This is a genomic window from Bacillus sp. FSL L8-0167, from assembly GCF_038630295.1.
GTDB classification, from domain to species: Bacteria; Bacillota; Bacilli; order Bacillales; family Bacillaceae; genus Bacillus; species Bacillus safensis.
The window spans coordinates 1,854,566-1,880,644 of record NZ_CP152027.1; the positions used below are offsets into that span (position 1 = coordinate 1,854,566).

Annotated in this window: 21 protein-coding genes; 9 read left to right on the forward strand and 12 right to left on the reverse strand. The window is 43.2% G+C overall.

Going from position 1 to position 26,079, the window contains the following annotated elements:
• Positions 1-154 precede the first annotated feature (154 nt).
• Positions 155-814, reverse strand: coding sequence for a hypothetical protein (locus tag MHB66_RS09495; protein WP_046311337.1), 660 nt, complete (start codon positions 812-814; stop codon positions 155-157).
• A gap of 180 nt (positions 815-994) precedes the next feature.
• On the opposite strand from MHB66_RS09495, the gene MHB66_RS09500 reads away from it, so the two are divergent.
• Positions 995-2,815 (forward strand): assimilatory sulfite reductase (NADPH) flavoprotein subunit, encoded by a 1,821-nt coding sequence (locus MHB66_RS09500; protein ID WP_046311339.1) that lies wholly within the window; start codon positions 995-997, stop codon positions 2,813-2,815.
• A 33-nt stretch (positions 2,816-2,848) separates the two neighbouring features.
• Positions 2,849-4,567 (forward strand): assimilatory sulfite reductase (NADPH) hemoprotein subunit, encoded by a 1,719-nt coding sequence (gene cysI / locus MHB66_RS09505; protein WP_046311342.1) that lies wholly within the window; start codon positions 2,849-2,851, stop codon positions 4,565-4,567.
• A 28-nt stretch (positions 4,568-4,595) separates the two neighbouring features.
• Here the strand turns inward: cysI and MHB66_RS09510 are convergent, their stop codons facing one another.
• From MHB66_RS09510 to MHB66_RS09555, 10 genes are all read right to left on the reverse strand, one after another.
• Complete coding sequence (locus MHB66_RS09510; RefSeq protein WP_046311344.1) at positions 4,596-6,530, reverse strand: AMP-binding protein; 1,935 nt, start codon at positions 6,528-6,530, stop codon at positions 4,596-4,598.
• Positions 6,531-6,543: 13 nt separating this feature from the next.
• Positions 6,544-8,067 carry an acyl-CoA carboxylase subunit beta gene (locus MHB66_RS09515; RefSeq protein ID WP_152649302.1) on the reverse strand — a complete coding sequence of 508 codons (1,524 nt, stop codon included), beginning with the start codon at positions 8,065-8,067 and terminating at the stop codon, positions 6,544-6,546.
• Positions 8,068-8,085: 18 nt separating this feature from the next.
• On the reverse strand, positions 8,086-8,868 hold the full coding sequence (locus MHB66_RS09520) for an enoyl-CoA hydratase (protein WP_046311349.1): 783 nt from the start codon (positions 8,866-8,868) through the stop codon (positions 8,086-8,088).
• A gap of 12 nt (positions 8,869-8,880) precedes the next feature.
• Complete coding sequence (locus tag MHB66_RS09525) at positions 8,881-9,789, reverse strand: hydroxymethylglutaryl-CoA lyase (RefSeq protein ID WP_046311352.1); 909 nt, start codon at positions 9,787-9,789, stop codon at positions 8,881-8,883.
• 11 nt (positions 9,790-9,800) lie between these two features.
• A complete protein-coding gene (locus MHB66_RS09530; RefSeq protein WP_034284022.1) occupies positions 9,801-10,016 on the reverse strand; it encodes an acetyl-CoA carboxylase biotin carboxyl carrier protein subunit in 216 nt (71 codons plus the stop codon).
• Positions 10,013-11,362 (reverse strand): acetyl-CoA carboxylase biotin carboxylase subunit, encoded by a 1,350-nt coding sequence (locus MHB66_RS09535; RefSeq protein ID WP_046311354.1) that lies wholly within the window; start codon positions 11,360-11,362, stop codon positions 10,013-10,015. The genes MHB66_RS09530 and MHB66_RS09535 overlap by 4 nt, the downstream gene beginning before the upstream one ends.
• An 8-nt stretch (positions 11,363-11,370) precedes the next feature.
• A complete protein-coding gene (locus tag MHB66_RS09540; protein ID WP_041117637.1) occupies positions 11,371-13,008 on the reverse strand; it encodes an AMP-binding protein in 1,638 nt (545 codons plus the stop codon).
• Positions 13,009-13,050: 42 nt separating this feature from the next.
• Entirely contained in the window at positions 13,051-14,193 is a 1,143-nt protein-coding gene (locus MHB66_RS09545) for an acyl-CoA dehydrogenase family protein (protein WP_034284029.1), read from the reverse strand.
• Between the two features lie 147 nt (positions 14,194-14,340).
• Positions 14,341-15,882, reverse strand: coding sequence for a family 10 glycosylhydrolase (locus tag MHB66_RS09550; protein ID WP_046311356.1), 1,542 nt, complete (start codon positions 15,880-15,882; stop codon positions 14,341-14,343).
• Positions 15,883-15,906: 24 nt separating this feature from the next.
• On the reverse strand, positions 15,907-16,713 hold the full coding sequence (locus tag MHB66_RS09555; protein WP_046311358.1) for a tyrosine-protein phosphatase: 807 nt from the start codon (positions 16,711-16,713) through the stop codon (positions 15,907-15,909).
• A 150-nt stretch (positions 16,714-16,863) separates the two neighbouring features.
• Between MHB66_RS09555 and MHB66_RS09560 the strand changes: the two genes are divergently transcribed.
• On the forward strand, positions 16,864-17,628 hold the full coding sequence (locus MHB66_RS09560; protein WP_046311360.1) for a DeoR/GlpR family DNA-binding transcription regulator: 765 nt from the start codon (positions 16,864-16,866) through the stop codon (positions 17,626-17,628).
• Between the two features lie 17 nt (positions 17,629-17,645).
• On the opposite strand, the gene MHB66_RS09565 is transcribed toward MHB66_RS09560, so the two are convergent.
• Complete coding sequence (locus tag MHB66_RS09565) at positions 17,646-18,224, reverse strand: hypothetical protein (RefSeq protein ID WP_034284037.1); 579 nt, start codon at positions 18,222-18,224, stop codon at positions 17,646-17,648.
• A gap of 125 nt (positions 18,225-18,349) precedes the next feature.
• On the opposite strand from MHB66_RS09565, the gene MHB66_RS09570 reads away from it, so the two are divergent.
• From MHB66_RS09570 to MHB66_RS09595, 6 genes are all read left to right on the forward strand, one after another.
• Positions 18,350-19,483, forward strand: coding sequence for a sugar diacid recognition domain-containing protein (locus MHB66_RS09570; protein WP_046311362.1), 1,134 nt, complete (start codon positions 18,350-18,352; stop codon positions 19,481-19,483).
• Between the two features lie 78 nt (positions 19,484-19,561).
• Positions 19,562-20,971: a glycolate oxidase subunit GlcD gene (gene glcD, locus MHB66_RS09575; RefSeq protein WP_046311365.1), complete on the forward strand. Its 1,410-nt coding sequence runs from the start codon at positions 19,562-19,564 to the stop codon at positions 20,969-20,971.
• Complete coding sequence (locus tag MHB66_RS09580) at positions 20,968-22,308, forward strand: (Fe-S)-binding protein (protein WP_046311367.1); 1,341 nt, start codon at positions 20,968-20,970, stop codon at positions 22,306-22,308. The genes glcD and MHB66_RS09580 overlap by 4 nt, the downstream gene beginning before the upstream one ends.
• Positions 22,309-22,381: 73 nt before the next feature.
• A complete protein-coding gene (locus MHB66_RS09585) occupies positions 22,382-23,866 on the forward strand; it encodes a spore germination protein (RefSeq protein WP_046312277.1) in 1,485 nt (494 codons plus the stop codon).
• A gap of 12 nt (positions 23,867-23,878) precedes the next feature.
• Positions 23,879-24,979 carry a GerAB/ArcD/ProY family transporter gene (locus MHB66_RS09590; RefSeq protein ID WP_041117651.1) on the forward strand — a complete coding sequence of 367 codons (1,101 nt, stop codon included), beginning with the start codon at positions 23,879-23,881 and terminating at the stop codon, positions 24,977-24,979.
• Positions 24,976-26,076, forward strand: coding sequence for a Ger(x)C family spore germination protein (locus MHB66_RS09595; protein ID WP_046311370.1), 1,101 nt, complete (start codon positions 24,976-24,978; stop codon positions 26,074-26,076). Before MHB66_RS09590 ends, MHB66_RS09595 begins: the two co-directional genes overlap by 4 nt.
• The last annotated feature ends 3 nt before the right edge of the window (positions 26,077-26,079 follow it).

Genomic DNA, 26,079 nt, shown 5'->3' on the forward strand with positions numbered 1-26,079 from the left:
ACCGTTGCTTTAGGAGGAAACGATTCTTGTAACTCATCAAACCAAACCTCAATCGTTTGACCCTGTGACAGCTCTTTAGAATCTACTTTTGTTAAATCAGAACATAAAAAAGTGATTGGGGTTTAAAGTGGTGCCTATAATAATGATCGTGAACTCACTTTTCCACTAATCCCAAAATTACTTTAACCTCTTTAATATGATCTAATTCATAGAACATAAAAAATTCAGCTTCTTTTCGATTTGGAGATTTCATTAAAATCTCGAAACGGTCAGAATAATGAACACAAGAAATTACCTTCCAATTCATAGCTCTTCTCTTTTGCATTTGTTTATAATCCTCTTGAAATTTTTCCTCTCGTTTTAATTTCATGTCATATATTTCATCAATTAAATTGAAAAGTTTATTTGTTTTGGAAACATCAATTCTTCTACTGAGAAGAACAATAAAAACACAAAACAATATACTTAAAGCGATATTCAGATAAGTATCCATTATATTTATTGAAATTTCATCGAAAGCATTTTGCAATTTCGAATCGTTAGTTTTGTGCTTTTTAGTAATAAAATCTAATCCATAGTTAAAATATGAATTAAAGTAAGAGTTCAAAAATAAAAATGCTGGCACAATTGTTATTGTTATAATAGAAGCTTTTGTGGAAAAGTTGGCAGCTCTCTCGTATTTATCTTTCGCATAAATTCGAAGATCTGCAATTTGTCTCAGATTTAATTTTTCTAGTTCCTGTCTTTGGATAGATACATTTTTTATTAATTTAAACTTAACTTTTGGATCTTCCAAATCTCTAATAATACTCATATTTCCTCCTTGACAGAATAAATTAATTTCACCTTGCAAAGGTATTAGAAATCTTAATCATGACAATCAATATTATATATTTTACTTAATGGCAAACTTTCGGTAAAGTTCAAATTGAACCTATATATATAATTCCTATCGAATTAATCTATGTTTATATTCCTTGTGAGGTGGATATCGTTGCAACTTCATGTATTGAACAGTCCGTTTAGTCAGGAGCAGGCAGAACTGCTTAATCAGCTGCTTCCGACTTTAACAGATCAGCAAAAAATTTGGCTTACCGGTTATTTATCAGCACAGGCAGCTTTAACCGGATTAGAAAATACTGCCCAAACCCCTTCTCCTTCTGCTGCAGCACCAGCGCAGCCTGTCAGTAAAGATGTGACCGTGCTTTATGGCTCGCAAACAGGCAATTCTGAAGGGTTAGCAAAAAAGACAGCGCAGCATCTTGAAGAGAAAGGTTTTCAAGTGACGCTCTCTTCTATGTCAGATTTTAAACCAAATAGTCTGAAAAAAATAAACAATTTATTGATTATCGTCAGCACACATGGCGAGGGAGATCCGCCTGATAATGCCCTTTCTTTCCATGAATATGTTCACGGCAGACGTGCACCAAAGCTTGATCATTTAAGCTTTTCTGTCCTATCACTTGGTGACAGCTCTTACGAATTCTTCTGTCAAACAGGTAAAGAATTTGATGAGCGCTTAAAAGAGCTTGGCGGAACGCGTCTTTTCGATCGAGTGGACTGTGATCTTGATTATGATGAGCCGTTTTCTGAATGGCTTCAAGGGGTGGCATCTTCACTTAGCGAAGGCGGAGCCGCAGCAGCCCCGCAGGAATCAGCGGAAGCAAACACTCAAACAGCTGCATCTGAATACTCAAGAACAAATCCTTTTTATGCTGAAGTGCTTGAAAATATTAACCTAAATGGCCGCGGTTCTAACAAAGAAACCCGTCATTTGGAGCTTTCTCTTGAAGGTTCAGGACTTGTTTATGAGCCGGGTGACAGCCTTGGTATTTATCCAACAAATGATCCAGCGCTTGTTGATGAACTGATCAAGGCATGCGGATGGGATGCAGAGGAAACCGTAACCGTTCATAAAAACGGCAACACGCTTCCTTTAAAGGAAGCACTCACCTCTCATTTTGAGATTACTGTCTTAACAAAACCTCTTCTTCAAAAGATGACGTCCTTTACAAAGAGCGAAGCCTTGCAGGCCCTTTTAGAAGAAGGAAACGAAGAAAAGTTAAAAGCATATATAGCAGGAAGAGATTTAGTAGATGCTGCTCGTGATTTCGGTCCTTTTGAAGGAACAGCGGCAGACTTCACTGCCATTTTAAGAAAAATTCCGGCACGCCTTTATTCCATTGCAAGCAGCCTTAAAGCAAATGAAGAAGAAGTTCATTTGACGATCGGTGCTGTGAGATATGATGCTCACGGAAGAGAACGTCAAGGTGTCTGCTCAATCTTATGTGCGGAGCGCTTAGAGCCAGGTGATAAGCTGCCTGTTTATATTCAGCACAATCAAAACTTTAAGCTTCCTGAAAACCCTGATGCACCGATCATTATGGTAGGACCAGGCACAGGCATTGCGCCTTTCCGTTCCTTTATACAGGAGCGCGAGGAAGTCGGTGCAGACGGAAAGTCATGGTTGTTCTTCGGTGATCAGCACTTTGTGACGGATTTCTTATATCAAACCGAATGGCAAAAGTGGTTAAAAGATGGTGTGTTAACGAAAATGGATGTGGCTTTTTCAAGAGATTCAGAGGAAAAAGTATATGTCCAGCATCAAATGAAGAAACAAAGTAAAGAATTATTCGAATGGCTGGAGCAAGGTGCCTATGTATATGTCTGCGGAGATGAAAAACATATGGCGCATGATGTTCATGATACCCTTCTATCAATCATCCAAGAAGAAGGTGCGATGAGCAAAGAGAAAGCTGAAAGCTATCTAGCCAACTTGCAGCAGCAAAAACGCTATCAGCGTGACGTATATTGATTGAATGCTTGAAAGAAAGGAGCTTTTACTTACATGGTGAAGACAGCATTAACAGCGCCGGATGGACCTCCGAGCGACGTAGAGGAAATCAAAGAAAAAAGTGATTATTTACGGGGTACATTAAAAGAAGTGATGCTTGATCCGATTTCAGCGGGTATTCCTGATGATGATAACCGTCTGATGAAGCATCACGGCAGTTATTTACAGGATGATCGTGACCTGAGAAATGAACGGCAAAAACAAAAGCTTGAGCCTGCCTATCAATTTATGCTGCGCGTCCGCCTGCCTGGCGGAATCGCTACATCCAAACAGTGGCTTGTAATGGATGAGCTTGCTCATAAATATGGAAACGGTACGTTAAAGCTGACAACTCGTGAAACCTTTCAGCTTCACGGTATTCTAAAATGGAACATGAAAAAGACCATTCAAGACATTCATTCCACTATGCTTGATACGATCGCTGCTTGCGGCGATGTGAACCGTAATGTCATGTGTACGTCAAATCCTTATCAATCAGAAGTGCACCATGATGTATACGAGCTCGCCAAAAAATTAAGTGATGACCTGCTTCCGCAAACAAGAGCGTACCATGAAATTTGGCTTGATGAGGAAAAGGTAGCAGCAACGCCTGATACAGAGGTTGAGCCGATGTATGGTCCACTTTATTTGCCAAGAAAATTCAAGATTGGTGTGGCGGTCCCTCCTGCTAACGATATTGATGTGTTTTCGCAGGATTTAGGCTTCATTGCGATTATTGAAAATGATCAATTAGTCGGTTTTAATGTCGCGATTGGCGGTGGAATGGGCATGACTCATGGTGATACAGCGACCTATCCTCAGCTTGCAAAAGTAATTGGCTTTTGTACACCGGAACAAGTTGTAGAGATTGCCAAACAAGTAATCACCATTCAGCGGGACTATGGAAACCGTTCGGTGAGAAAAAGTGCCCGCTTTAAATATACAGTGGACCGCCTCGGTCTTGAGAATGTAAAAGAAGAGCTTGAGCGCCGCCTTGGATTTACCCTATTAGATGCAAGAGATTATCACTTCGATCATAACGGTGACCGCTATGGCTGGGTAAAAGGCATCAATGGCAGATGGCATTATACGATGTTTGTAGAAGGCGGACGCATCACGGATTACGATGACTACCCGCTGATGACAGGCATTCGTGAAATCGCAAAGATTCATACAGGTGACTTCCGCTTAACAGCGAATCAAAATTTGATCATTGGAAACGTCACATCTCACAAAAAGAAACAAATCGAGCAGCTCATTCAGGAGTTTGGTTTGTCAGATGGACAGCAGCACTCTGCACTGCGCCGCAGTTCAATGGCCTGTGTTGCTCTTCCGACATGCGGCTTAGCAATGGCAGAGGCAGAACGCTACCTCCCGCGCTTGATTGACAAAATTGAAGAGATTGTCGAAGAAAATGGCTTAAGTGATAAAGAAATCACGATTCGTATGACTGGATGTCCAAATGGATGCGCCCGTCATGCGCTTGGTGAAATTGGCTTTATCGGGAAATCACCTGGTAAATACAACATGTATCTTGGCGCTGCGTTTGATGGCAGCAGATTAAGTAAACTGTACCGAGAAAATGTAGGAGAAGAAGACATTTTAAACGAGCTTGGCTCTCTTCTCCCCCGCTATGCAAAAGAACGCGAGGAACATGAACATTTCGGTGATTTTGTGATTCGGGCAGGTATTGTAAAAGAAACAACAGATGGCACGAATTTTCATGTGCAATAAAAAAGACAGGATGCTCTCCTGTCTTTTTTTATGGATTTTGTTTTCTTTTCAAGTATTCGCAAATGCTGTTATACACATCAGGATTATCTAGAGACGAAAGATCTGGTGAATGCTGCTGTTCATAAGCTCCTTTTAATAAACGACGGACGATTTTTCCGTTTCTTGTTTTCGGTAAAGCTGAAATGAGATGAATTTCCTTTGGTGTGAGCGCTTTTCCCGCATATGAACCAACATGTATTTTGAGCTCTTGAATGAATGCTGCTTCTTCGAAAGACTGTGAACTTGCCACAATGAAGCAAACTAGTGCTTCTCCCTTCACCTCATCCTTTACTCCAATCACAGCAGCCTCATGTACGGCTGGATGCCCGACAAGAATGGATTCAATTTCAGCTGGGCCAATGCGTTTACCAGCTGTATTAATGACATCATCCGATCTGCCCGTGATATGGAATGCGCCATCCTCTGATTGCATCACCCAATCACCGTGCGTCCACACCCCATCAAATCGTTTAAAATAGGTGTCTTCATATCGCTTCGGATCTTTCCAAAACCCACATGTCATGCCGACCCACGGCTTTTTCACAACAAGCTCTCCTACTTCATTCAGGACGCTCTCTCCTGCCTCATTATACACATCTGCCGCCATTCCTAAGATTGACGCATTAAAAAGGATCGGTTTGATTGGGCGAAGCAGCGTACTTCCTACAATTCCGCCAGAAACCTCTGTTCCCCCTGAGTAATTTAAGATCGGAATGTGCTTTTGACCAATGGTGTCAAAAAGCCATTGCCATGGTGCTTCATTCCACGGTTCACCTGTAGAAATGATGGCTTTCACGTGCGGCAGCTCAATGTCTGAAAGGTTTTGCTGCATCGCAGATCGAACAAAAGTAGGTGAAAGTCCAAAATGGGTGACTTTTTGCTCGTGGATGAATGACCAAATGTGCTGTTCATCTGGATAATCGGGGGCGCCGTCATATAAAACAATTGCAGCTCCATTGATCAAGCCGCCAAAGACGAGAAAGGGCCCCATCATCCATCCCATGTCTGTGAGCCAAAACAAACGGTCTCCTTTTGAAACGTCCATACAAAGACCGGCATCAAAAGCTGCTTTTACAGGAAAGCCTGCGTGTGTATGGACAGCTCCTTTGGGTGTACCGGTTGTTCCAGAAGTGTATAAGATCATAAGAGGATCTTCATTTGAAAGATAAGTCGTTTCACTCATTGGTTCTTCTTTTAACAAATCGTTTAGCTGAATATCCTCTTTATATCCAGTAGGAGAGGAAGCATGTACAATGACTGTTTGGACAGTCTTGGTTTTGTCGATTGCTTCTGCCGCACATTCACGCATGTTGATCGTCTTTCCCCGGCGCGTCACGCTAGAGCCTGTGACGACAATGGTTGCACCTGATGCACGAATACGTACGGCAAGAGGTTCACTTCCATAGCCAGAAAAAACCGGGCTAAAGATGACACCAATCTTTGCAAAGGCAAGCATGACGGCAGCCGTTTCCGGAAGCATCGGCATATAAATGACCGCCACATCCCCTTTTTGTACTCCCTTCTTCAAAAAACCAGCAGCTAGACGATTGACATTTTCCTGAAGTTCGAGGAACGTCCATCTTCTCTCTTCTCCCGCTTCATTTCTCCAAATCACAGCTGGTTGATGCTGGGTTTCTTCATTCTCTGCCCATTTGTCAACAGCCGTTTCGACCACGTTGAGCCGGCCGCCTTTATACCAATTGGGCCACATGAATGAATCTTGGCCTAATGCGGCTTCATACGGCTCCTTCCACACGATGCCGACCGCCTTTTCGGCTTCTCTCCAAAACCAATCGGTGCGCTCGATACTAGCTTGATAGAACGCATCATAAGTAGAAAAACCAAGTGAATGCATCCATTTGTAAAGGCGTGTTTGTTTCATCATCTGCTCTTCGGGTATCCACGCTGGTTTTAGGTTCATCATGAGGCCGCCCCCTTTAGACCGGATAAACCGGGTGTTTTCGTCTTGTAAATGTCATCTCTTTAGAGGTATAGGCTTGTAATCTATGACAAAGCTCATCTCGCAAATGGTCAAATGGGATGACACCATCGACAATCATTTCAGAGGCAAGCTCATATATATTCATATCTTCCTGGTATTCCTTGCGTTTCTCTTGAATAAATGCTGCTCTTTCCTCAGCAGGCAGTTCGGCAATTTTATTCGCATAGACAGCATTTACAGCGGCTTCTGGCCCCATGACAGCAATTTGCGCAGATGGAAGAGCGAGACAGCAGTCCGGTTCAAAGGCTGGACCTGCCATTGCATATAAACCTGCACCGTATGCTTTACGAACAATGACGGATATTTTCGGAACTGTTGCCTCTGACATGGCGGAAATCATTTTCGCCCCGTGCCTGATAATGCCTGCTTGTTCCACTTTTGTTCCGATCATAAACCCCGGTATATCGGCAAGGAAAAGGAGTGGAATATGAAAGGCGTCACATAGCTGAATAAACTTGGCGGCTTTGTCGGCTGAATCATGGAATAAAACGCCGCCTTTTACCCTCGGCTGGTTGGCAATAAGACCGACAGGCTGACCATTCATACGGCCAAAGCCTGTGATCAATTCTGCGGCAAACAGTTTTTTGATTTCAAAAAATGATCCTTCATCAATGAGTAAATCAATGAGCTGATACATATCAAAAGGGGTATTCTGCCCCTTAGGGATAAGGTCTTGGAGGGTGATCTCTGATGGTTTAGGTGCGATTGCGGCTGCCCGTTTTGGTTTTTCTGTATAGTTGGCAGGCATGTAAGTTAAATAAGTGCGGGCGGTTTGAATGGCTTCTTCCTCTGTTTTTGCTAAAATATCGCCGCATCCAGAAATGCTGCAATGCATTTTTGCCCCGCCCATTTCTTCAAGTGATACTTTCTCTCCAATCACCATTTCGGCCATTCGCGGTGAGCCTAAGTACATTGAGGCATTCCCTTCGACCATGACGACGATGTCACAAAAAGCAGGAATGTAAGCACCTCCGGCTGCCGAAGGACCAAATAGTAAACAAATTTGCGGAATACGTCCAGACAGCTTCACCTGGTTATAAAAAATGCGGCCTGCACCCCTTCTGCCTGGAAACATGGCGATTTGATCGGTGATTCTAGCACCCGCAGAGTCAACTAAATACAGCATTGGGCAGTTGAGCTTTTCGGCTGATTCCTGGATTCTAATGATTTTTTCTACCGTTTTGACGCCCCATGATCCTGCTTTGACGGTAGAATCATTTGCCATGACACAAACAGTCTGCCCATTCATCCGCCCTGTCCCTGTGATAACACCATCTGCTGGTAAATGTTTATTTTGACACTCGGCAAACATGGCATCCTCAATGAAAGAATCTTCATCTAATAACAATTGGAGGCGGTCACGGACGAACAATTTTCCTTTTTCTTTGTTTTTTTGATGGTATCGCTCAGCCCCGCCTTTTACAATCCGTTGTTTTTTCAGTTCATATTCTTCGATCATACCCATTCCCCTTTCTTGCTACCTGCCTCTGTATTGAGGCGTGCGTTTTTCTTGGAAGGCTTGAAGACCTTCCGTTCGATCTTCTGTCTCAATGAGCCGTAGATAGGCTTCGTATTCCTTTGTCAAACCTGTATGCAAATCGTGATCAAGGCTTGATTGAATCGCTTGTTTCGCTTCTTTTAAGGCAAGCGGGCCATTTTTGATGATTTGTTTTGCAAGAGAGATGGCCTCGTTCATGAGGGAATCTGCTAAAGAGATATGCTCAATGAGCCCGATTTGAATGGCTTCTTCTGCTTGTAATGATGCGCCTGTGAAAATAAGTTCTTTTGCTTTACCGAGTCCAATGAGGCGCGGAAGCCGCTGTGTCCCTCCGGCTCCTGGTATGATAGCTAGTCCTGTTTCTGGCAGGCCGAGTCTTGCTCCGGCTCGTGCAATGCGGAGATCACAAGCGAGCGCGAGCTCAAGTCCTCCGCCTAGTGCGTGTCCGTTCATCACTGCAATGACAGGTACAGGAATGGATTCAATCTCGATAAACGTTTGCTGAATCGAGAGAACAGCTCCTTTCGCTTCTGCTTCTGTCATCAATCGTCGTTCTTTTAAATCTGCTCCAGCACAAAAGACTTTTGAACCGGCTCCTGTAATGAGCAGACAGCGAATGCTTTCATCGTGTTTGATTTCTTGAATGATTTGATTGATCTCCTCCAGCATTAGAGCAGATAGGGAATTCGCTTGTTCTGGCCTGTTTAAGGTCATGATGCCGATCTGTTCATCTTGTATCGAAAAATGGACCAATGATGTCATGTTATTCATCCTTTATGAAGTAGTCTGAGAGTGAAAAGCGCGTAAACAGTGACTAGGCAGGGTTCGATCTACTTTTGCTTCAATCCATTCTGCCGCTTTAATTAATGCAGGAAGGTGAATATTTGTCTCAATTCCTAGTTTTTGAAGCATATGCACCACATCTTCTGTCGCCACATTTCCGCTGGAACCAGGTGCATAAGGACATCCGCCAAGCCCGCCGCTGGAGGAGTCAAATATGGTAATCCCTGCTTTTAATGCCGTATAAATATTGGCAAGAGCCATCCCCTTCGTATCATGAAAATGAAGAGCGATTTTATCAGCAGGAAAACGTTCAAGTAAAATGTCTAAGCGCCTTTCTACTTGAAGCGGATGGGCTTCACCGATGGTGTCACCGAGAGATATTTCATCAATGTCATAAGAAAGCAAAATATCCGTTAACCGAAGGACTTGATCCATTGGCACTTGTTTTTCATACGGGCAGCCAAACACAGTGGAAATATACGCGCGCGTGTTTTTTCCTGCTGCTTTTAAATCAGCTGTCATTTGTTTGATAACAGGAAGTGTTTCATGGATGGATTGATTCATATTTTTCTTGTTATGTGTTTCACTCGAAGAGATAAACATAGCGCCTGTGTCAAGATTGGCTTCAAAAAAATGAGCTAAGCCTTTTTCATTGGGAATGAGTGCTGCATAGGTGATGTCGTCTTTTTTGTTAAAGGATTGGGTGAGTTCTTTGGCATCTTTTAAGGCTGGAACCCATTTAGGATGAACAAATGATGTGACTTCAATATAAGGGAGCTGGGCTGCTGCGAGCAGGTCAATCCACGTTCGCTTCTCGTCTGTGTCCAGCCAGACTGATTCATTTTGCAGTCCGTCCCGCGGGCCGACCTCCCTGATAATCACACTCTTTGGTAATGTCATCTGGCTCCCTCCTATTCTGTCAGTTCTAGAAGAACCTCTCCTTCATCGACAAACTCTCCCTCTGCCTTATGCACTTTGCTGATGGTTCCGGTCTCTTCAGCAACGATCGGAATCTCCATTTTCATTGATTCTAAGATGGCAACCTCCTGTCCTTTTTGCACTTCATCGCCTTGTTTCACAAGAAGCTTCCATAAGTTTCCGGCCATTTGAATTGTGACAGTTTTCATGAACGGTTTCCCTCCCTTTTTTTCATGAGAAAATCGGTTGTGATGCTGCCTTGTAAGAAAGCAGAAGATCCGGCCATTTCCCTTAAAAGCGGTAAGTTGGTTTTGATCCCTTCTATTTCATATGCTTGTAATGCCTCTTTTAATCGTTCTATTGCAAGTTTTCGCGTATCACCGTAAACGATCATTTTCGCAATCATAGGATCGTAAAAAGGGGTAATGAGGCTTCCATTTGTCACACTTGACTCATGACGGATATACGGAGCTTCAGGTGTGGAGAGCCGAGTGATTGTTCCTGGTGATGGATAAAAGGTGACGGGATCTTCCGCATAAATTCTAACCTCGATGGCATGACCAATTTGATGAATATCTTCCTGATTAAAGGAAAGCGGCTCACGTGCAGCGATTTTCAGCTGCTCCTCGACAAGGTCAATGCCTGTAATTTCTTCTGTGACAGGATGCTCTACTTGTAATCTCGTGTTCATTTCTAGGAAATAAAATTGTTGATGCTGATCGACTAAACATTCAATCGTTCCTGCATTTTCATACCCAATCGCTTTAGCTGCTTTGACGGCCATCTCCCCCATTTGATGTCTCACCGATTCATCGAGACAGGCGGCTGGTGCTTCTTCAATGATTTTTTGATGTCTTCGCTGGAGTGAACAGTCGCGCTCAAATAAGTGGACCCCATGGCCGAAGGAATCAAAAAGGACCTGAATTTCAATGTGACGCGCGTTTTCAATGACCTTTTCCATATACAGCGTCCCATCGTTGAAAAAGCTTTTCGCTCTTTTTTGATTCCCTTCAAAAGCCCTGTACAGCTCATCGTCATTTTGCACGAGCTGCATGCCAATTCCTCCGCCCCCGCTTGATGCCTTGAGCATGATCGGATAACCGAGTGACTGCGCTTGACTGACCCCTTCTTCTGCATCATGCAGCGGAGCTGAAACGCCTGGTACAATGGGGATACCTGCTTGAGCCATCGTTTTTCTTGCTTCAATTTTATTCCCCATTCGCTGAATGACTTGTGCGGATGGGCCAATAAAGGCGATTCCTTCGCTGTGGCAGCGTTCTGCAAAGGCTGCATTTTCTGATAAGAGGCCATATCCTGGGTGGATGGCATCTGTATTTGTCTGTTTGGCTGCCCTAATGATTGCTTCCATGTTTAAATAGCTTTCAGATACTTTCGCGCCTCCAATCGGATAGGCGCTGTCTGCTTCTTGCACATGAAGTGCATGTTGATCTGCTTCTGAATAAACGGCGACGGTGTAGATCCCGAGCCTTTTACACGTTCGAATAATTCGCCTGGCAATTTCGCCTCGATTTGCAATCAGTACTTTTTGAAACATCGCTGCCTTCACTCCTTTATTAGATCAAGCGCCTGCTTTTTCAGACGAAATTTTTGAATCTTCCCTGATGCAGTCATTGGATACTCGTCAGTGATGAAAAAATATTTAGGAATTTTGTAGCGTGCCATTTGCGACTGACAATAGCTGGTGAGTGTCTCAATCGTCACCGCCCTGCCTTGCTTGAGCCGAATGAATGCGGCGGCTTCTTCTCCATACGTCTCGTCAGGTATACCAACGACCTGTGCATCAAGAATGTCCGGATGAGTATAAAGAACGTCCTCAATCTCTTTTGGGTATACATTTTCCCCGCCTCTAATGATCATATCTTTCAGCCGTCCTGTGATTTTCACATAGCCGTCCTCATCCATCTCTGCTAAATCACCCGTATGAAGCCAGCCGTCCTGATCAATCACTTCATTTGTGGCTTCTTCATTTTTATAGTAGCCTTTCATCACATGATAACCTCTTGTACACAGCTCTCCTTGTTCTCCTCTTGGTACTTCCTCCGGTGTGCCTGGAACGGTGATTTTCACTTCGATGTGAGGAAGCGCCCGGCCGACCGTTTGAACCCGCCTTTCAAATGAATCATCCGTTCTTGTTTGGGTAATGACAGGAGAGCTTTCGGTCTGTCCGTAGGCAATCGTGAGCTCCTTCAATCCCATTTGTTCAATGACGGCCTTCATCACATGAGATGGGCAAAGAGATCCTGCCATAATGCCCGTTCGTAATGTGGACAGATCGTATTGGTGAAAATTCGGATGGTCGAGCTCTGCAATGAACATTGTCGGGACGCCGTGAAGGACGGTGCACTTCTCTTTTTCTACGGTTTGAAGAACTCGCTCTGGGTGGAAGGATTCAATTGGAATGATCGTTCCTCCTTTTGTGAGACAAGCAAGCACGCCAAGAACGGATCCAAAGCAATGAAAGAAAGGAACAGGGATACACATTCGATCCTTTTGGGTAAGCTTCATACAATCTGCGATTTGGCTGGCATTGCAGACAATGTTTGTATGGCTGAGCATGACTCCTTTTGGATAGCCGGTTGTGCCTGAAGTATATTGCATATTAATGACATCATCAGGCGCAAGCTCATCCATTCGTTTCTCCCACTCATGATCCTCTGTTCTTTTAGCAGCTGCTTGAATACTATCCCAGCTGCGCATGCCCTTTGGCGTGTGCTCGCCAATATAGACGACACTTTTTAAATAAGGAAAAGATGAGGATGTGATCTCACCTTGATGAGCGTTTTGAAACTCCGGTATAAGTTCTTCAAGCATTTTGACATAGGATGTCTCTTTAAACCCGTCTACGATAAACAGCATGCTGCTATCAGAGTGCTTGAGTAAATAAGCGAGTTCTTGTGATTGAAAGTTTGTATTTACGGTGACGAGAACGGCTCCAATCGACGCGCAGGCGAATTGCAGCATGAGCCATTCGGGTACATTGGGCGCCATGATGGCGATATGATCGCCTTTTTGAACACCTAATGCCATAAGACCTTTCCCGGTTTCCTTGACTTCTCGATAAAACGCTTCATATGAAAAACGTAAGGAACGTTCTGGATACACAATGGCTTCATGTGCTGGATGCTGCTCCATTTTCCCTTTTAATAAGGAACCGATCGTTTGTGGATGAATCGACATCATGGCTTTCCTCCTCCATTGATGGTAAGCGTTTTCATTATCGGATTACGCTAACAGTTGTCTTGCGATGACTAGACGCTGAATTTCAGAGGTCCCTTCTCCAATTTCCATTAGCTTCGCATCTCTCACAAGTCGTTCTACACCACATTCTTTCATGTAGCCTGTTCCCCCGTGAATTTGAACAGCATCAAGACTTGCTTTTGTCGCCATTTCAGAAGCGAAAAGCTTGGCATAGGCAGCTTCTTTTGTAAACGGCTTGCCGTGATCTTTCAGCCAAGCGGCTTTCCAAACCATTTGTCTGGCGAGCTCTATTTGCATCGCCATATCTGCCAGCTTAAACTGAATCGCTTGGAAGGAAGAAAGGGTCTGCCCAAATTGCTTTCTTTCTTTTGCATGCGAGAGCGAAGCATCTAGTGCAGCTTGTGCGATACCAACTGATAACGCAGCAATTGAAATGCGTCCCCCGTCTAATGTATATAAAAATTGCTTAAAGCCTTTCGCTGGGTCTCCTAAAATATTCTGGGCGGGTACACGTACACTGTCTAAAATGATTTCTGCTGTATCTGATCCGCGCACACCCATTTTGTCATATGGATTTGTAATGGACAGCCCTTTTTGCCCTTTCTCCACAATGAAGGCGGAGATGATTGGGCGGCCGTTTTCATCATAATCCGAGACAGCAGTGACGATAATGGTTCTGGCAAAATTGGCGTTTGTGATCCAGCATTTCTCCCCGCTGATGACATATTCTTGTCCGTCTTTGACCGCTTTTGTTTTTGTCCCTTTTGCATCTGACCCTGCATTTGGTTCTGTTAATCCAAAGGAACCGAGTGCTGTTCCAGATGCCAGCGGGACAAGATGATCCATCTTTTGCTCCTCTGTACCGAAATAATAAAGCGGGCTTGCGCCTAAGGAAACGGCTGCAGCATAGCTAAGACCTGTACTACCGCACTGTTTGCCGATTTCTTCTACAGCCAGTGCATATGATATCGTATCTCCACCTGAGCCTCCGTATTTCTCTGGAAAGGGGATGCCCATAAAGCCGAGCTCCCCCATTTTTTGAAACGTTTTGACTGGGAATACGGCCTGTTCATCAATGGTTTGAGCGAGTGGTGCAATTTCTGCTTTGGCGAAATCTTTGACCATCTGGCGGATCATTTGTTGTTCTTTCGTTAATTCAAAATCCATCTTGTTTCCCCCTTTGGCTCTTTTCTATCATATTTATTAATCAAGCAGCTGCTTCATGCCAAGCTTGATTGAATTCAGAAAATTAAAACAAAAATAATAGAAAAAAAGCATGATTGAAGAAAAATCCTCATTCATGCTTTTTTTCTATTATTTCACTATTTTTGTAGAAGGCTTGCTTTCGTGATGAAGACGATTAAGAGCCGTAATCTTGTAAGTATCCATTTTCTTTTGATTGACTGGGAGGTCTTTGATCGTTGTTATGGCGCCTTTTTCTTTTCTGACTGTTTGCAGTAATTCGTATGTTCCTTTATTTGTTAATCGATAGACTGCATAATAGGATACGGTAGAATGCGGATCATTTTTGATTTGTAAAGCCGCACCATCCGCTGTCTTTTTCACAGATTGAATGATTGGTTTTTTAGGTACTTTCTGATGAAGCCAAGGCATTTCTGGAATGAGAGCTGGTTTGCGGTATGACTCTTCTATCAATCGATCCTTTACATTCAAAGGGTTGCGATTGAGATCCTTCAGGCTGAAATGCATGCTTCCCTGCACGAGCTGTGTCTGCCTGTTCAGCTCAATCTGCCTAAAATATTCTTCCGGATCAGACCAAGCAGGATCACTGTTTTGATTAATTTTATACGCCGCCTGACCAATGTACAGGTGAACCGGCTCCCCTTTCACCTCATTTGACCACCATTTCGTCAGCACATCATAAGCGGCAGCTTGAAAGCCGATGCTCCAGTAAATTTGCGGAGTAACATAATCAATATCGTGCTGCTGAATCCACTCTCTTGTATCAGCATACAAATCATCGTAGTTGGTCATTCCTGCTGTGGTGTTTGAACCAGTCGGGTCATCTTTTATGTTGCGCCATACCCCGAATGGACTAATACCAAATTTCACATACGGTTTCTCTTTTTTAATGGTGTCATTGATTTGCTTCACGAGCTGGTTCACATTATCTCTTCGCCAATCTTCTATATGAGTAAATGCTTTTTTTCCATATGTTTCATACGTTTCTTGATCTGGAAACGGGACACCAGCTATTTTATTAGGGTAAAAATAATCATCCATATGAACCGCATCAATATCGTAGTTTTTCACAACTTCTTCTATGCCGCCTACAATGAAGTCCTGGGCCTCAGGAATGCCTGGGTTGTAATAAAGCTGATTACCATACGCAATCGTCCAATCAGGATGCTCTCTTGCGGGGTGATCGGCAGACAAACGGCTGAGATCAGTATGATTCATTGTGATTCGGTAAGGATTAAACCAAGCGTGAAATTCAAGGCCGCGTTTATGAGCTTCTTTGATCATAAACTCAAGCGGATCGTACCCAGGATCTTTCCCTTGTGTTCCAGTCAAATATTCTGACCACGGCCCGTATGCTGAAGGATAAAAGGCATCTGCTGTTGGTTTAATTTGCATAATGACGGCATTCATATTCATCGCTTTGATCTCATCTAACAAACGAATAAACTCTTGTTTCTGCTCTGCTACGGGCAGCCCTTTCTTTGAGGGCCAATCTAAGTTATAAACCGATGCAATCCATACCGCGCGCATCTCTCTTGTGCTCTCAAGCTTTCCTTTTGGCACTGGGCGAGCAGCTAGACTGCTAGAAGGAATCAATAAAAATACAAACATCAACATCAGTGTTAAAACTGTCATACTGATCTTTTTCAGCATGTTTTGCATCACCTCACCTTAAGTTTATTCCGCTTTTTGTGATGGAATGCCAGCAGATGGTGTGAGCAGAATGTTTTTCATTTCATTGAGCTGAGCTTCAGGGACTTTGCAGGCTTCAATTAAATACTGCTCTGCACTCCCGTATGTCTCCAGCATTTCGTGCAGCACATCTTCAAGATAATCTTGCTGCACACCGACAAGCGGCTGAATTTGTTCTTTTGACACCCGGTATAAACTCATCAATCGGACAAATCGTTCCTGCCTTCTGACGAGCATTTGCACGCCTTCATTGGAACGCATATATTCACTTAAAACGACAGCCAGCGGTACACCTGCTGTTAACTGAATCAGGGCAGATAAAAAACCTGTACGGTCCTTGCCACTCGTGCAGTGAAGCATCAGCGGGTAATGGCTTTGATCTGAAAGCAGTGTGAACAGCTGCCGAATCTCTTCTTTACGCTCTGTCAGCATGCTTTCATATAACTCTTTCATGATCGGTGTAAATGAGAGAGACTTCCCTTCTGTTACCAGCATACGAAACATGGTCCATTTACTCGGCATCTTACTGTCAGGCTGCATCGGAATATGAACGATTTTGTCGTGTTCCTTGATCTTTGCTGGATGTGATTTACGTTCTGAGGCTGTACGGAGGTCGCAAACGGTTTGAATCCCAAGTGCTGAGAATATCTCGATGTCTTGTTTCGTCAAACGGGATAAGTCTGCGGATCGATAAATCATTCCCTTTTTGATCACCATCCCATCTGTTGTTTGAAGTCCCCCTACTTCTCTAAAATTCGCAAGCTTTGAAAATGGGTTGTTTGATTGATTCATAGAAGTGAAAGTTCCTTTCTGGTTTCTTTCTTTTTTCTATCATACGCTTTTATATCAAAGGAGAAAAGAGAATCAATTGGCCTAATCCCAGTAAGAGAATTTATTGGTATAATGGAAAAAGGACATTCGGATTGATTGGAGATATGAAGTATGATAAAAACAAAACGGATTCAGCAACTCAAAGAGTATGTATTTGACCGGGAATCTGCCTCACTTGATGAGCTTGTGGCGCATTTTGGTGTCTCAAAAAACACGATACGCCGAGATGTACAGGCATTGGTCGAGTCTGGCGTGCTCAAAAAAGTGTATGGCGGAGTGGCTGTGAACCATTCAACGTTAGTGGTGTATCAGGAGCGAAAGACCCGTCAGCTCAGTAAAAAGCAATTGATCGGTCAGACGGCTGCCGCTTTTGTGGAAAACGGGGATATGATTTTTATTGATTCTGGTACGACAACGCTTGAGATGCTCCCCTATTTGACTGAGAAACAGGTGACCATTGTGACCAATAATGTGGATTTCATTACACAGGCGATGCCTTATGAAAATCTCACCATCTTTTCCACTGGCGGGATGCTTGAAAGAAAAACGAATTCTTTCGTTGGCTATCAAAGTGTTGAGCGCTTAAAAGCTTACAATGTCAATAAAGCCTTTATCGCATCAACTGGTTTATCCATTGATCACGGCGTCACGAATTCGTCTCCGCTTGAAACCGATATTAAAAAGACGCTTGTTCAAAAAAGTGCCAAAACCTTTTTATTAGTGGATGATAGCAAATTCGATCATTACGCCTTGACCACGTTTTGTGATTTGCACGAGATTGATATCGTCGTGACCAATCAGGAGCCAAATGAAGATTATCTTCAATATGGAAAAGAGCATGATGTACGGTTTGTCACACCTTCATCAAATGAATAGATGGACAAAAAAACGGCTCAGGAATTTGAGCCGTTTTTTGATTCATTGATTTCAAGCTGCATGATCATACGGAATAAAAATCGATACACGGCCGAGATGACGTCAATGAAAGCCGTATCTTCGTGGATATCCTCAAGCTCAAGAAGCTGCAAATTCACATCAAATAAGCCATCTTGTCCATTAAATTGAAGCTGAGCACCATTTAATGGCGATAGCATGTCCTTTAGAATATTCGTGTCTTTTTTAGGACGTTTTAAACCGAATAGGACGGTATACGTTTGAAACACTTCATCCCATTCAATGGCCAAGCCATCCACTTTCACGACATCAAACCACTTGGATTCGATATAAATGAATTCTTTTTGATGTTTTTTCACATATGTAAGCGGTGTGTTTAGAAATGAGGCGTTTTCTGTTTGAATCATGTTCTCTGATTCCTTGTCTACACGCTCTATATATACATCGCCAAAACGGGCTTCTTCTTTTATTCTCGCCCCTTCTAATGTCCAATTGCGGCGCGCCGCTTCATCATATTCAAAGTCGGTCAGCGCCTGTCCTTCTTTTAGTAAGTCTTGTAAGCGATTTTGCAGTGACATGGCTATGTCTCCTTTCTTCTCCTTCATGTGTGTTTATTATTTTAGCATAACTCATGAAAAGAAAGATATGTCCCAGCATATGATGGTATGATAGTGTCAAAAGAAACATCTCGGAGGGGTACGTTTTGCTCACAATGACACTGGCAGAAAAAATCGTAGATGAGGTTAAAAAGGTGCTGACTGAGGAAATCATCATCGCACAAACAAACGGCACCATCATTGCAGCAACAGATCCAGCGCGCGTTGGACAATTTCATGAAGGAGCGTATCTGACATCTTTTGAAGGACAGAAACGAATTCTCACAAAGGATGACCAGCAGCACATGAAAGGCGTCAAAGCTGGCATCAATCTGCCTATTTATTTTAAGCAAGAGGTCATCGGGGTCATTGGAATGACAGGAGATCCTGTACATGTGTCTCCTTTTGGCGAAATATTAAGAAAAATGACCGAGCTGCTTATTCATGAACATGAATTTTTTCAAGAAACTGAAACGGATGAACGTCAGCTCGAAGCGTTTGTATTCGACTGGCTTCATCTGCCAGAGACAGCGATTGATCTCACTGAAAAAGCGTCGCGGCTTCAGCTTGATATCAATAAGGAGCGCGCAGTTGTCCTGATCGATTGTCAGGATGAATCGTTTATGAAGCAGAATCAATACAAAGAATTGAAGGAAACGCTGCATCTTACTATGCAGGAGATCATCGTCCGCTGGGGGCATGCCCGTTTTTTGCTCATGCTGCAGACAACAGCAGATGATCGTAAAGCCTTGCAGCAGCGCCTGTTTCACATCCATGCCTCCCTTACGGCGCAGGGCACACAGGGGGTTTTGATTGGAGCAGGAAAACCAGCAGCTGCTCATTTGATGAAGCAATCCTTTCAACAAGCCTTTCGAGCATTAAAAATGGCACATGCTGATACACCGATTGTATTTGATGAAGATTTAACGCTTGAACTTTTTATGGAGGAAGTGAGTCAGGAAACAAAAGAAGTGTTTCTTGATCGAACAATCGCCCCTCTTCTCCCCTATCCTGAATTAGTGAAAACATTGAGGGTGCTTATGACATCAGATTGCTCATTGAAATATACAGCAGAAGCGATGCATGTCCATATCAATACACTGCATTACAGGCTAAAACGCATCCAAGATTTAACGACACTTGATCCAAAGCGTATGCAAGATGCAATGCTCTTTTATTTAGCCTTCATGTTATTAGATCATGATCCAAAAAAACGAAGCGAACAGCCCGATATTTTGTAGAATCGTCCATAGGCATGAGGCGATTCTTTTTTTATACTGAAAGAAACGATACGTCTCATCAATAGGAGTTGAATGCGTATGTTACATTCTGAATTTTTAAATCAATTAAAAAAGATTGTCGGTGCTTCTTACATGCAGGACAGTAAAGCCGATCGGCTTGCCTACTCTTATGATGCAACACCAAATTTTCAGCATATGCCAGATGTCATCGTAAGCCCGCATACGGCTGAGGAAATCCAGCAAATTGTCCGGCTCTGCTCCTCATATAACATTCCGATCGTGCCAAGAGGATCAGGAACGAACCTTTGTGCAGGCACATGTCCCACTCAAGGCGGACTTGTGATGCTGTTTACAAGAATGAACCAATTAATAGAAATAGATGAAGAAAACCTGACAGCAACGGTGCAGCCTGGTTTGATCACACAGGAACTCATTCGCCAAGTAGAGGCGAAAGGCCTCTTCTATCCACCTGATCCAAGCTCTATGAAAATCTCTACATTAGGCGGAAATATTAATGAAAATTCAGGTGGTCTCCGGGGATTAAAGTATGGAGTGACGAGAGATTATGTACTTGGACTTGAAGTCGTTCTGCCAAACGGTGACATCATCAAAACAGGCGGCAAGCTTGCAAAAGACGTGGCTGGGTATGATATGACCCGTTTGTTCGTAGGTTCAGAAGGAACGCTCGGGATTGTCACTGAAGCCACGCTGAAGCTTTTGCCGCTTCCAGAAACAAAACAAACGATGCTTTGCTTATATGAAAGTTTAGAGGAAGCCGCCGCTTCAGTGTCGGCGATTATTGCAGAGCGTATCATCCCCGCCACATTAGAATTTATGGATCAGCCGACTTTGGAAGTCGTTGAAGACTTTGCAAAAATCGGTTTGCCGACTGACGTTCAAGCGGTGCTGTTAATCGAACAAGACGGCCATCCTGAGGCGGTTACCTGTGATATGCAGCGCATCGCAAAAGTGTGCCAGCAGCACGGTGCAAAAGAAGTGAATATCGCACATTCTGAAGAAGAGGCCAATGCCCTTTTAACAGCGAGACGATCTGCTTTATCAGCTCTCGCCCGGTTAAGTCCGACGACCATTTTAGAAGATGCCACAGTCCCCCGGTCTGAAATTGCCAGCATGGTGCGGGCGATCGAAGACATTGCGAGAGAGTACGATGTGAAAATCTGTACATTTGGTCATGCAGGTGATGGCAATTTGCATCCTACTTGTGCAGCAGATGCAAGAAATGAAGAAGAAATGAAACGGGTGGAAGAAGCCTTTCAGGCCATTTTTGAAAAAGCAGTCTCACTTGGCGGCACCATTACGGGTGAACATGGCGTAGGTCTTATGAAAGCCCCTTACTTAGAACTAAAGGTTAAAAAAGAAGGCATTGCGGCAATGAAAGCGATCAAACAAGCGCTTGACCCGGAAAATATCATGAACCCTGATAAAGTGCTTGGAAAAGCCGCAAGAAAGCGGGTGGTGGTCTCATGAGTTCTAAACAAACAGAGATTCAGCAAGCATTTCAGCAGCAAATGGACGAAAAAGAGCTGCTCAATTGCATGCGCTGCGGATTCTGCCTTCCTTCCTGCCCGACTTATATTGAATCTGGTCAACAAGAAACACACTCTCCCCGCGGCCGAATTGCTTTAATGAAGGCGGTGAGAGAAGGCGTCATTGAGCCAGATGAAGATGTCGAGCATTCACTGAATCTTTGTCTTGGCTGCCGTGCATGTGAACCGGTCTGCCCTTCCGGCGTTAAATATGGACGGTTACTTGAAGATGCAAGAGACATCATTCAGCAGCACAAAAAACAATCCATCCCTGTCAAACTTATAAGACGTGTAGTGTTTAAAGGTCTCTTTCCTTCACAAAGCCGAATGCGGAAAGCGGCAGGACTTCTTCGATTTTATCAAACATCTGGTCTGCAAACGGCAGCCCGCAAAACTGGCATGCTGAAGGTGCTTCCACCGCACTTACGCCTGATGGAACAGGCGCTTCCAAAGGTGCCGCGTCAACAGAAAAGCCGTTTGACGGAATACAAAGCCGCCGGCCCAGCGAGAAAACGGGTCGCCTTTTTTACTGGCTGTTTAATGGACACCGTTTTTTCCAGCACAAACGAAGCGACCATCCAGCTTTTGCAGCTGGCAGGCTGTGACGTCATCGTCCCTCCTATTCAGACGTGCTGTGGAGCGCTCCATGGCCATAGCGGTGAAAAAGAACAAGCGAAACAGTTAGCAAAGCGGAATATTGAAGCTTTTGAAGAGATAGATGCGGATGCCATTGTCATGAATGCGGGCGGTTGTGGCGCTTTTTTAAGTGATTACGATCATTTGCTTTGCGATGATCCGGATTTTCAAAAGCGAAGTGAAGCCTTCTCAAAGAAAATCACGGATATATCAGACATTTTAGTGGAGCTGGAATTTCACCGCCGCATGCCGCTTGCTTTGCCAGAGCAAGTCATCACCTATCAAGATTCTTGTCATTTGCGGAACGGAATGGGTGTACAGCATGCGCCACGGGTGCTGATGAAGGCCATTCAGGGTGTATCATTTAAAGAAATGAAGGATGCGGGCCGGTGCTGCGGCTCAGCTGGTATTTACAACATTTTGCAGCCAAAGATGTCGATGCAAATTTTAGATCATAAAATGACAGAAGCCAGCCAAACAAAGGCGGCTGCCATTGTTACATCTAATCCAGGCTGTCAGTTGCAAATGGCAGCAGGCATCAAACGCTCAGGGCACTCGCCGAGCATGCGCGCGGTCCATTTAGCTGATTTATTATTAGAAGCCGTTCTATATGGAAAAAAAGCGTCCAGCCCATCAAGCTGAACGCTTTTTTTCATGCATATCTTTAGACAATTGGTTAGATAATAGAGGCAAATCGCCGAAGGAGCTGGTTCAAATGCTGAAGAAAAACAAACAACAAAAGGACCCGAATTCAGTATTTGAAGCATTGTCACGTTCTGCTGATTTTACAAATGAGCTGTCTCGAAATGGAGATTTTCTGTATAGGACTTCCTTTTTTCGTTCATTGATTAATGGACATCTTCTACATGAACAAATTCTCCCCACCCTCAAACAAATGCATCTGACACCCACTCTTGAAGAGTTGAAAGAACGAATTCCCATTGAGCAGGCTGTCATCACGAGCGATCTTCAAAAAGTGGAAGAAGCCCTTCACCGGGGCAGCATTGCCATTAGACTTGAGACAGACTGGGGCGAAACGCTTCTTTTGCCGATTGAAGAAAAGAAAGGCAGACAAGTAGGTCCGCCTGAGATTGAATTTGGGATTATTAGTGCACAGGAAGCATTTGTAGAGTCTTTAGATACCAATTTGAATTTAGTCAGGCGGCGGCTGCCAACGCCTAACCTGAAAGTTGAGGAAAAGACGGTTGGTACGCTGTCTCAAACAAAAGTAGCCGTGTTATATATTGAAGAAATCGCCAACCCGGAAAACATCGAAACGGTTCTTCAGCGAATTGAGGACGTTAATTATGATCAGATTTTAGATGCGAATTACCTTGCTCAAATGCTTTATGATGTGTCCAATACGATCTTTCCGTTGTTTTTGAATACAGAAAGACCCGACCGCGTGTCTTCAGGTTTATCAGAAGGGAAAATTGCCATATTAGTGGATGGTTCGCCTCATGTCTTGCTTGCCCCGACTATTTTACTTGAGTATTTTTCCACTATGGAAGACTATAATATGTCATGGATTGCGGCTTCTTGCTTTAGGCTGTTGCGCATATTTGCTGTGATATTTTCCATTTTTGCGACACCTTTATATGTAGCCGTTTTAACCTTTCATTATGAGCTGATCCCAAAGGATTTATTAGAAACCATTGTGTCCTCGCGCTATCTTGTGCCATTTCCTCCGATCATTGAGGCACTATTTTTAGAGATTTCGATTGAATTACTAAGAGAGGCTGGATCCAGGCTTCCGACAAAGGTAGGACAAACACTCGGGATTGTTGGCGGGATCGTCATTGGACAGGCGGCGGTGGCAGCGGGCTTAACAAGTAATATCCTGCTGATTATTGTGGCATTGTCTGCTCTAGCTTCCTTTGTCACCCCGATCTATAAAATGGGAAATGCCATCCGGCTTTTGAGGTTCCCTTTTCTATTTGCAGCACAGGTTTGGGGAGCCTTAGGAATTTCACTGATGGGCGCTTTTCTGATCACCCATTTGATGAAATTAACCTCTATTGGGCAGCCATACCTTGAACCCATTTATCCACCTCGTCTAGCTGATTTAAAGAGCAGTTTGATTCGCCCTCAGCTTCGCTTTTTGAATAAAAGGCCGGATAATTTACGCGGACAAAATAGAACCATTCACCAGCCAAAGCCTAAGCAAGGCCGGAAGGGGAAAAATGATTTTTATGAATAAGGAAGTGAAGGCATGAGCTCTTCTTCTGTCAAAGAGAAATTTCAAATATCCCCTTTTTTTGTGTTTTTTCTCATTAATGCCAATCAAGTAGGTGTCGGCATTTTAAACTTTCAAACGAACCTTGTCCGTTCCATGAATAATGACGGATGGATCGCCATTCTAATTTCTGGCATCAGTGTCAATGTGATGATCTTTCTGATTTACTTGATGTTTAAAAAGGCTCCTTCGGATGAATTTGTTCATATTACAAAATTCGTGTTTGGTAAATGGATTGGGCAATTATTCAATATTCTCTACATCTTATACTTTTCATGTTTGTCGCTTACTGTCCTCGTCCATTATATGGATGTAATCCATGTGTGGCTGTTTAAAGAAATTCCGGGTTTTTTGTTTGCTGCTGTACTGCTTGTGCTAGTGTATTACATTCATACCGGCGGCTTTAGAACCATTGCAGGATGGGCGTTTTTTAGCATTATACTCACATATTGGATGACGTTTATTTGCTTTTACGTCATGAAATATAGTCACATTCGCTTTATGTTTCCAATGTTTGATCATACATTCTCGCAGCTGGTAATGGGTCTCAAAGATGCCTCCTTACCCATGTTTGGTTTTGGAACGCTGCTTGTCTATTATCCCTTTATTAAAAAAGCACAAACGTCACAAAAATTTGCCCACATGGGAGCATTATTCACGACATGCTTAAATTTACTTGTCTTTCTCGTATCCATTGCGTATTATTCGAGTGCTCAGCTTAAATTAACAAAATGGCCAACATTGACGTTAACAAGCATTGTGAAACTTCCCTTCATTCAGCGCTTTGAATTTATTGAAGTGTCTCTTTGGCTGCTTCTTATTATTCCAAATATCGCAATTCCATTATGGGCAGCGAGCCGAATGGCGAAACAAGTATTTCATACAAGCCAGCGCGTCAATTTAATCGGTCTCAGCATTCTCATTCTGATCATGTTTTCGTTTTTTGCCGGTGCAACTTCTTTTGAAACCTTTAATCAATGGGTGGAATATAGCGGATTCATTCTGATCTATGGATTGATTGTCTGTATGGTCATTGGACTGATGCTGAAAAAAAGGTGGGTGAAAAAACGAACATGAAACAGTATGTACTCATAGGTCTTATGTTGTTTAGTCTTTTGTTAACTAGCTGTGCACAGCCCCGGCTATTAGATGAATTAAATATCTCTCAGGCGGCAGGATTTGATTTAATGGAAGATGGCGAAATGAAGGGCTTTTTTGTCTTTCCCGTCTTTAAAAGTGAAGAGCAAGGCAGCTATCAAATATTAAGTGCAAAGTCAAACACGATTAGTAATATCCAATTTCTCGTGTCAGAAAAATCGCCTTTTCCGGTGGTTATGGGCCAGGTGCTCGTTATTTTAGTCAGTGAAAAGTTAGCAAAAGAAGTCGGCATGATCGATTTAATGAATTACATTTATCGTGATCCTATTATTGGTTCACGCCAAGTGTTTGCGATTGTTGGCGGAGAAGTCGAAGAATTATTATACACAAAAATGAATCAAACGAACTTAAATATAGGTGTATATCTCTCTGATCTGTTAGCGCAAAATATGCGAAATGGCAATGAGCCGGTCACAAATCAGCATATTTTTATGAATCAGATGATGGCAAAAGGGGTCGATGCTTATCTCCCTTACATTGAAAGAACAAGCAATGCCATCAAGGTCTCGGGCGTTGCTCTATTTGATCAAGAAAAAATGGTGGGTCATATTCCAGGAGAAGACACGTTCACATTTAAAGCGATGATTGAAAATCATAAAAATGGCATCTATGAGTTTCAATTGCAAGATCGAGCGAAGACTCATGTTGTCATTGAAAATATCAAATCACATGTGTCTTACCAGATCAAACCGACGAAAAACCTAACAAAAAAGCCTCATATCACGATTGATATCAAACTAAAAGGCGAATTGAAAGAATTCATGAAGTCCAAAAAAATCGATAAACCGAATATATTGGACCAAGTCGAAAAAGAAGTTGAAAAACGTATCACTCAGCAAGGAGAAGATCTTGTACAGTCCTTTAAAAAGCAAAACATAGACCCGCTTGGACTGGGCCTTAGATATAGATCAAAAGACAAGGCAATGACACCAGAAAAATGGCAAGACATTTATCCTGATGCGGATGTAAAAGTGAAATGCCGCATGAAAATTGTTCAAACGGGAGTCAGCCAATAAAAA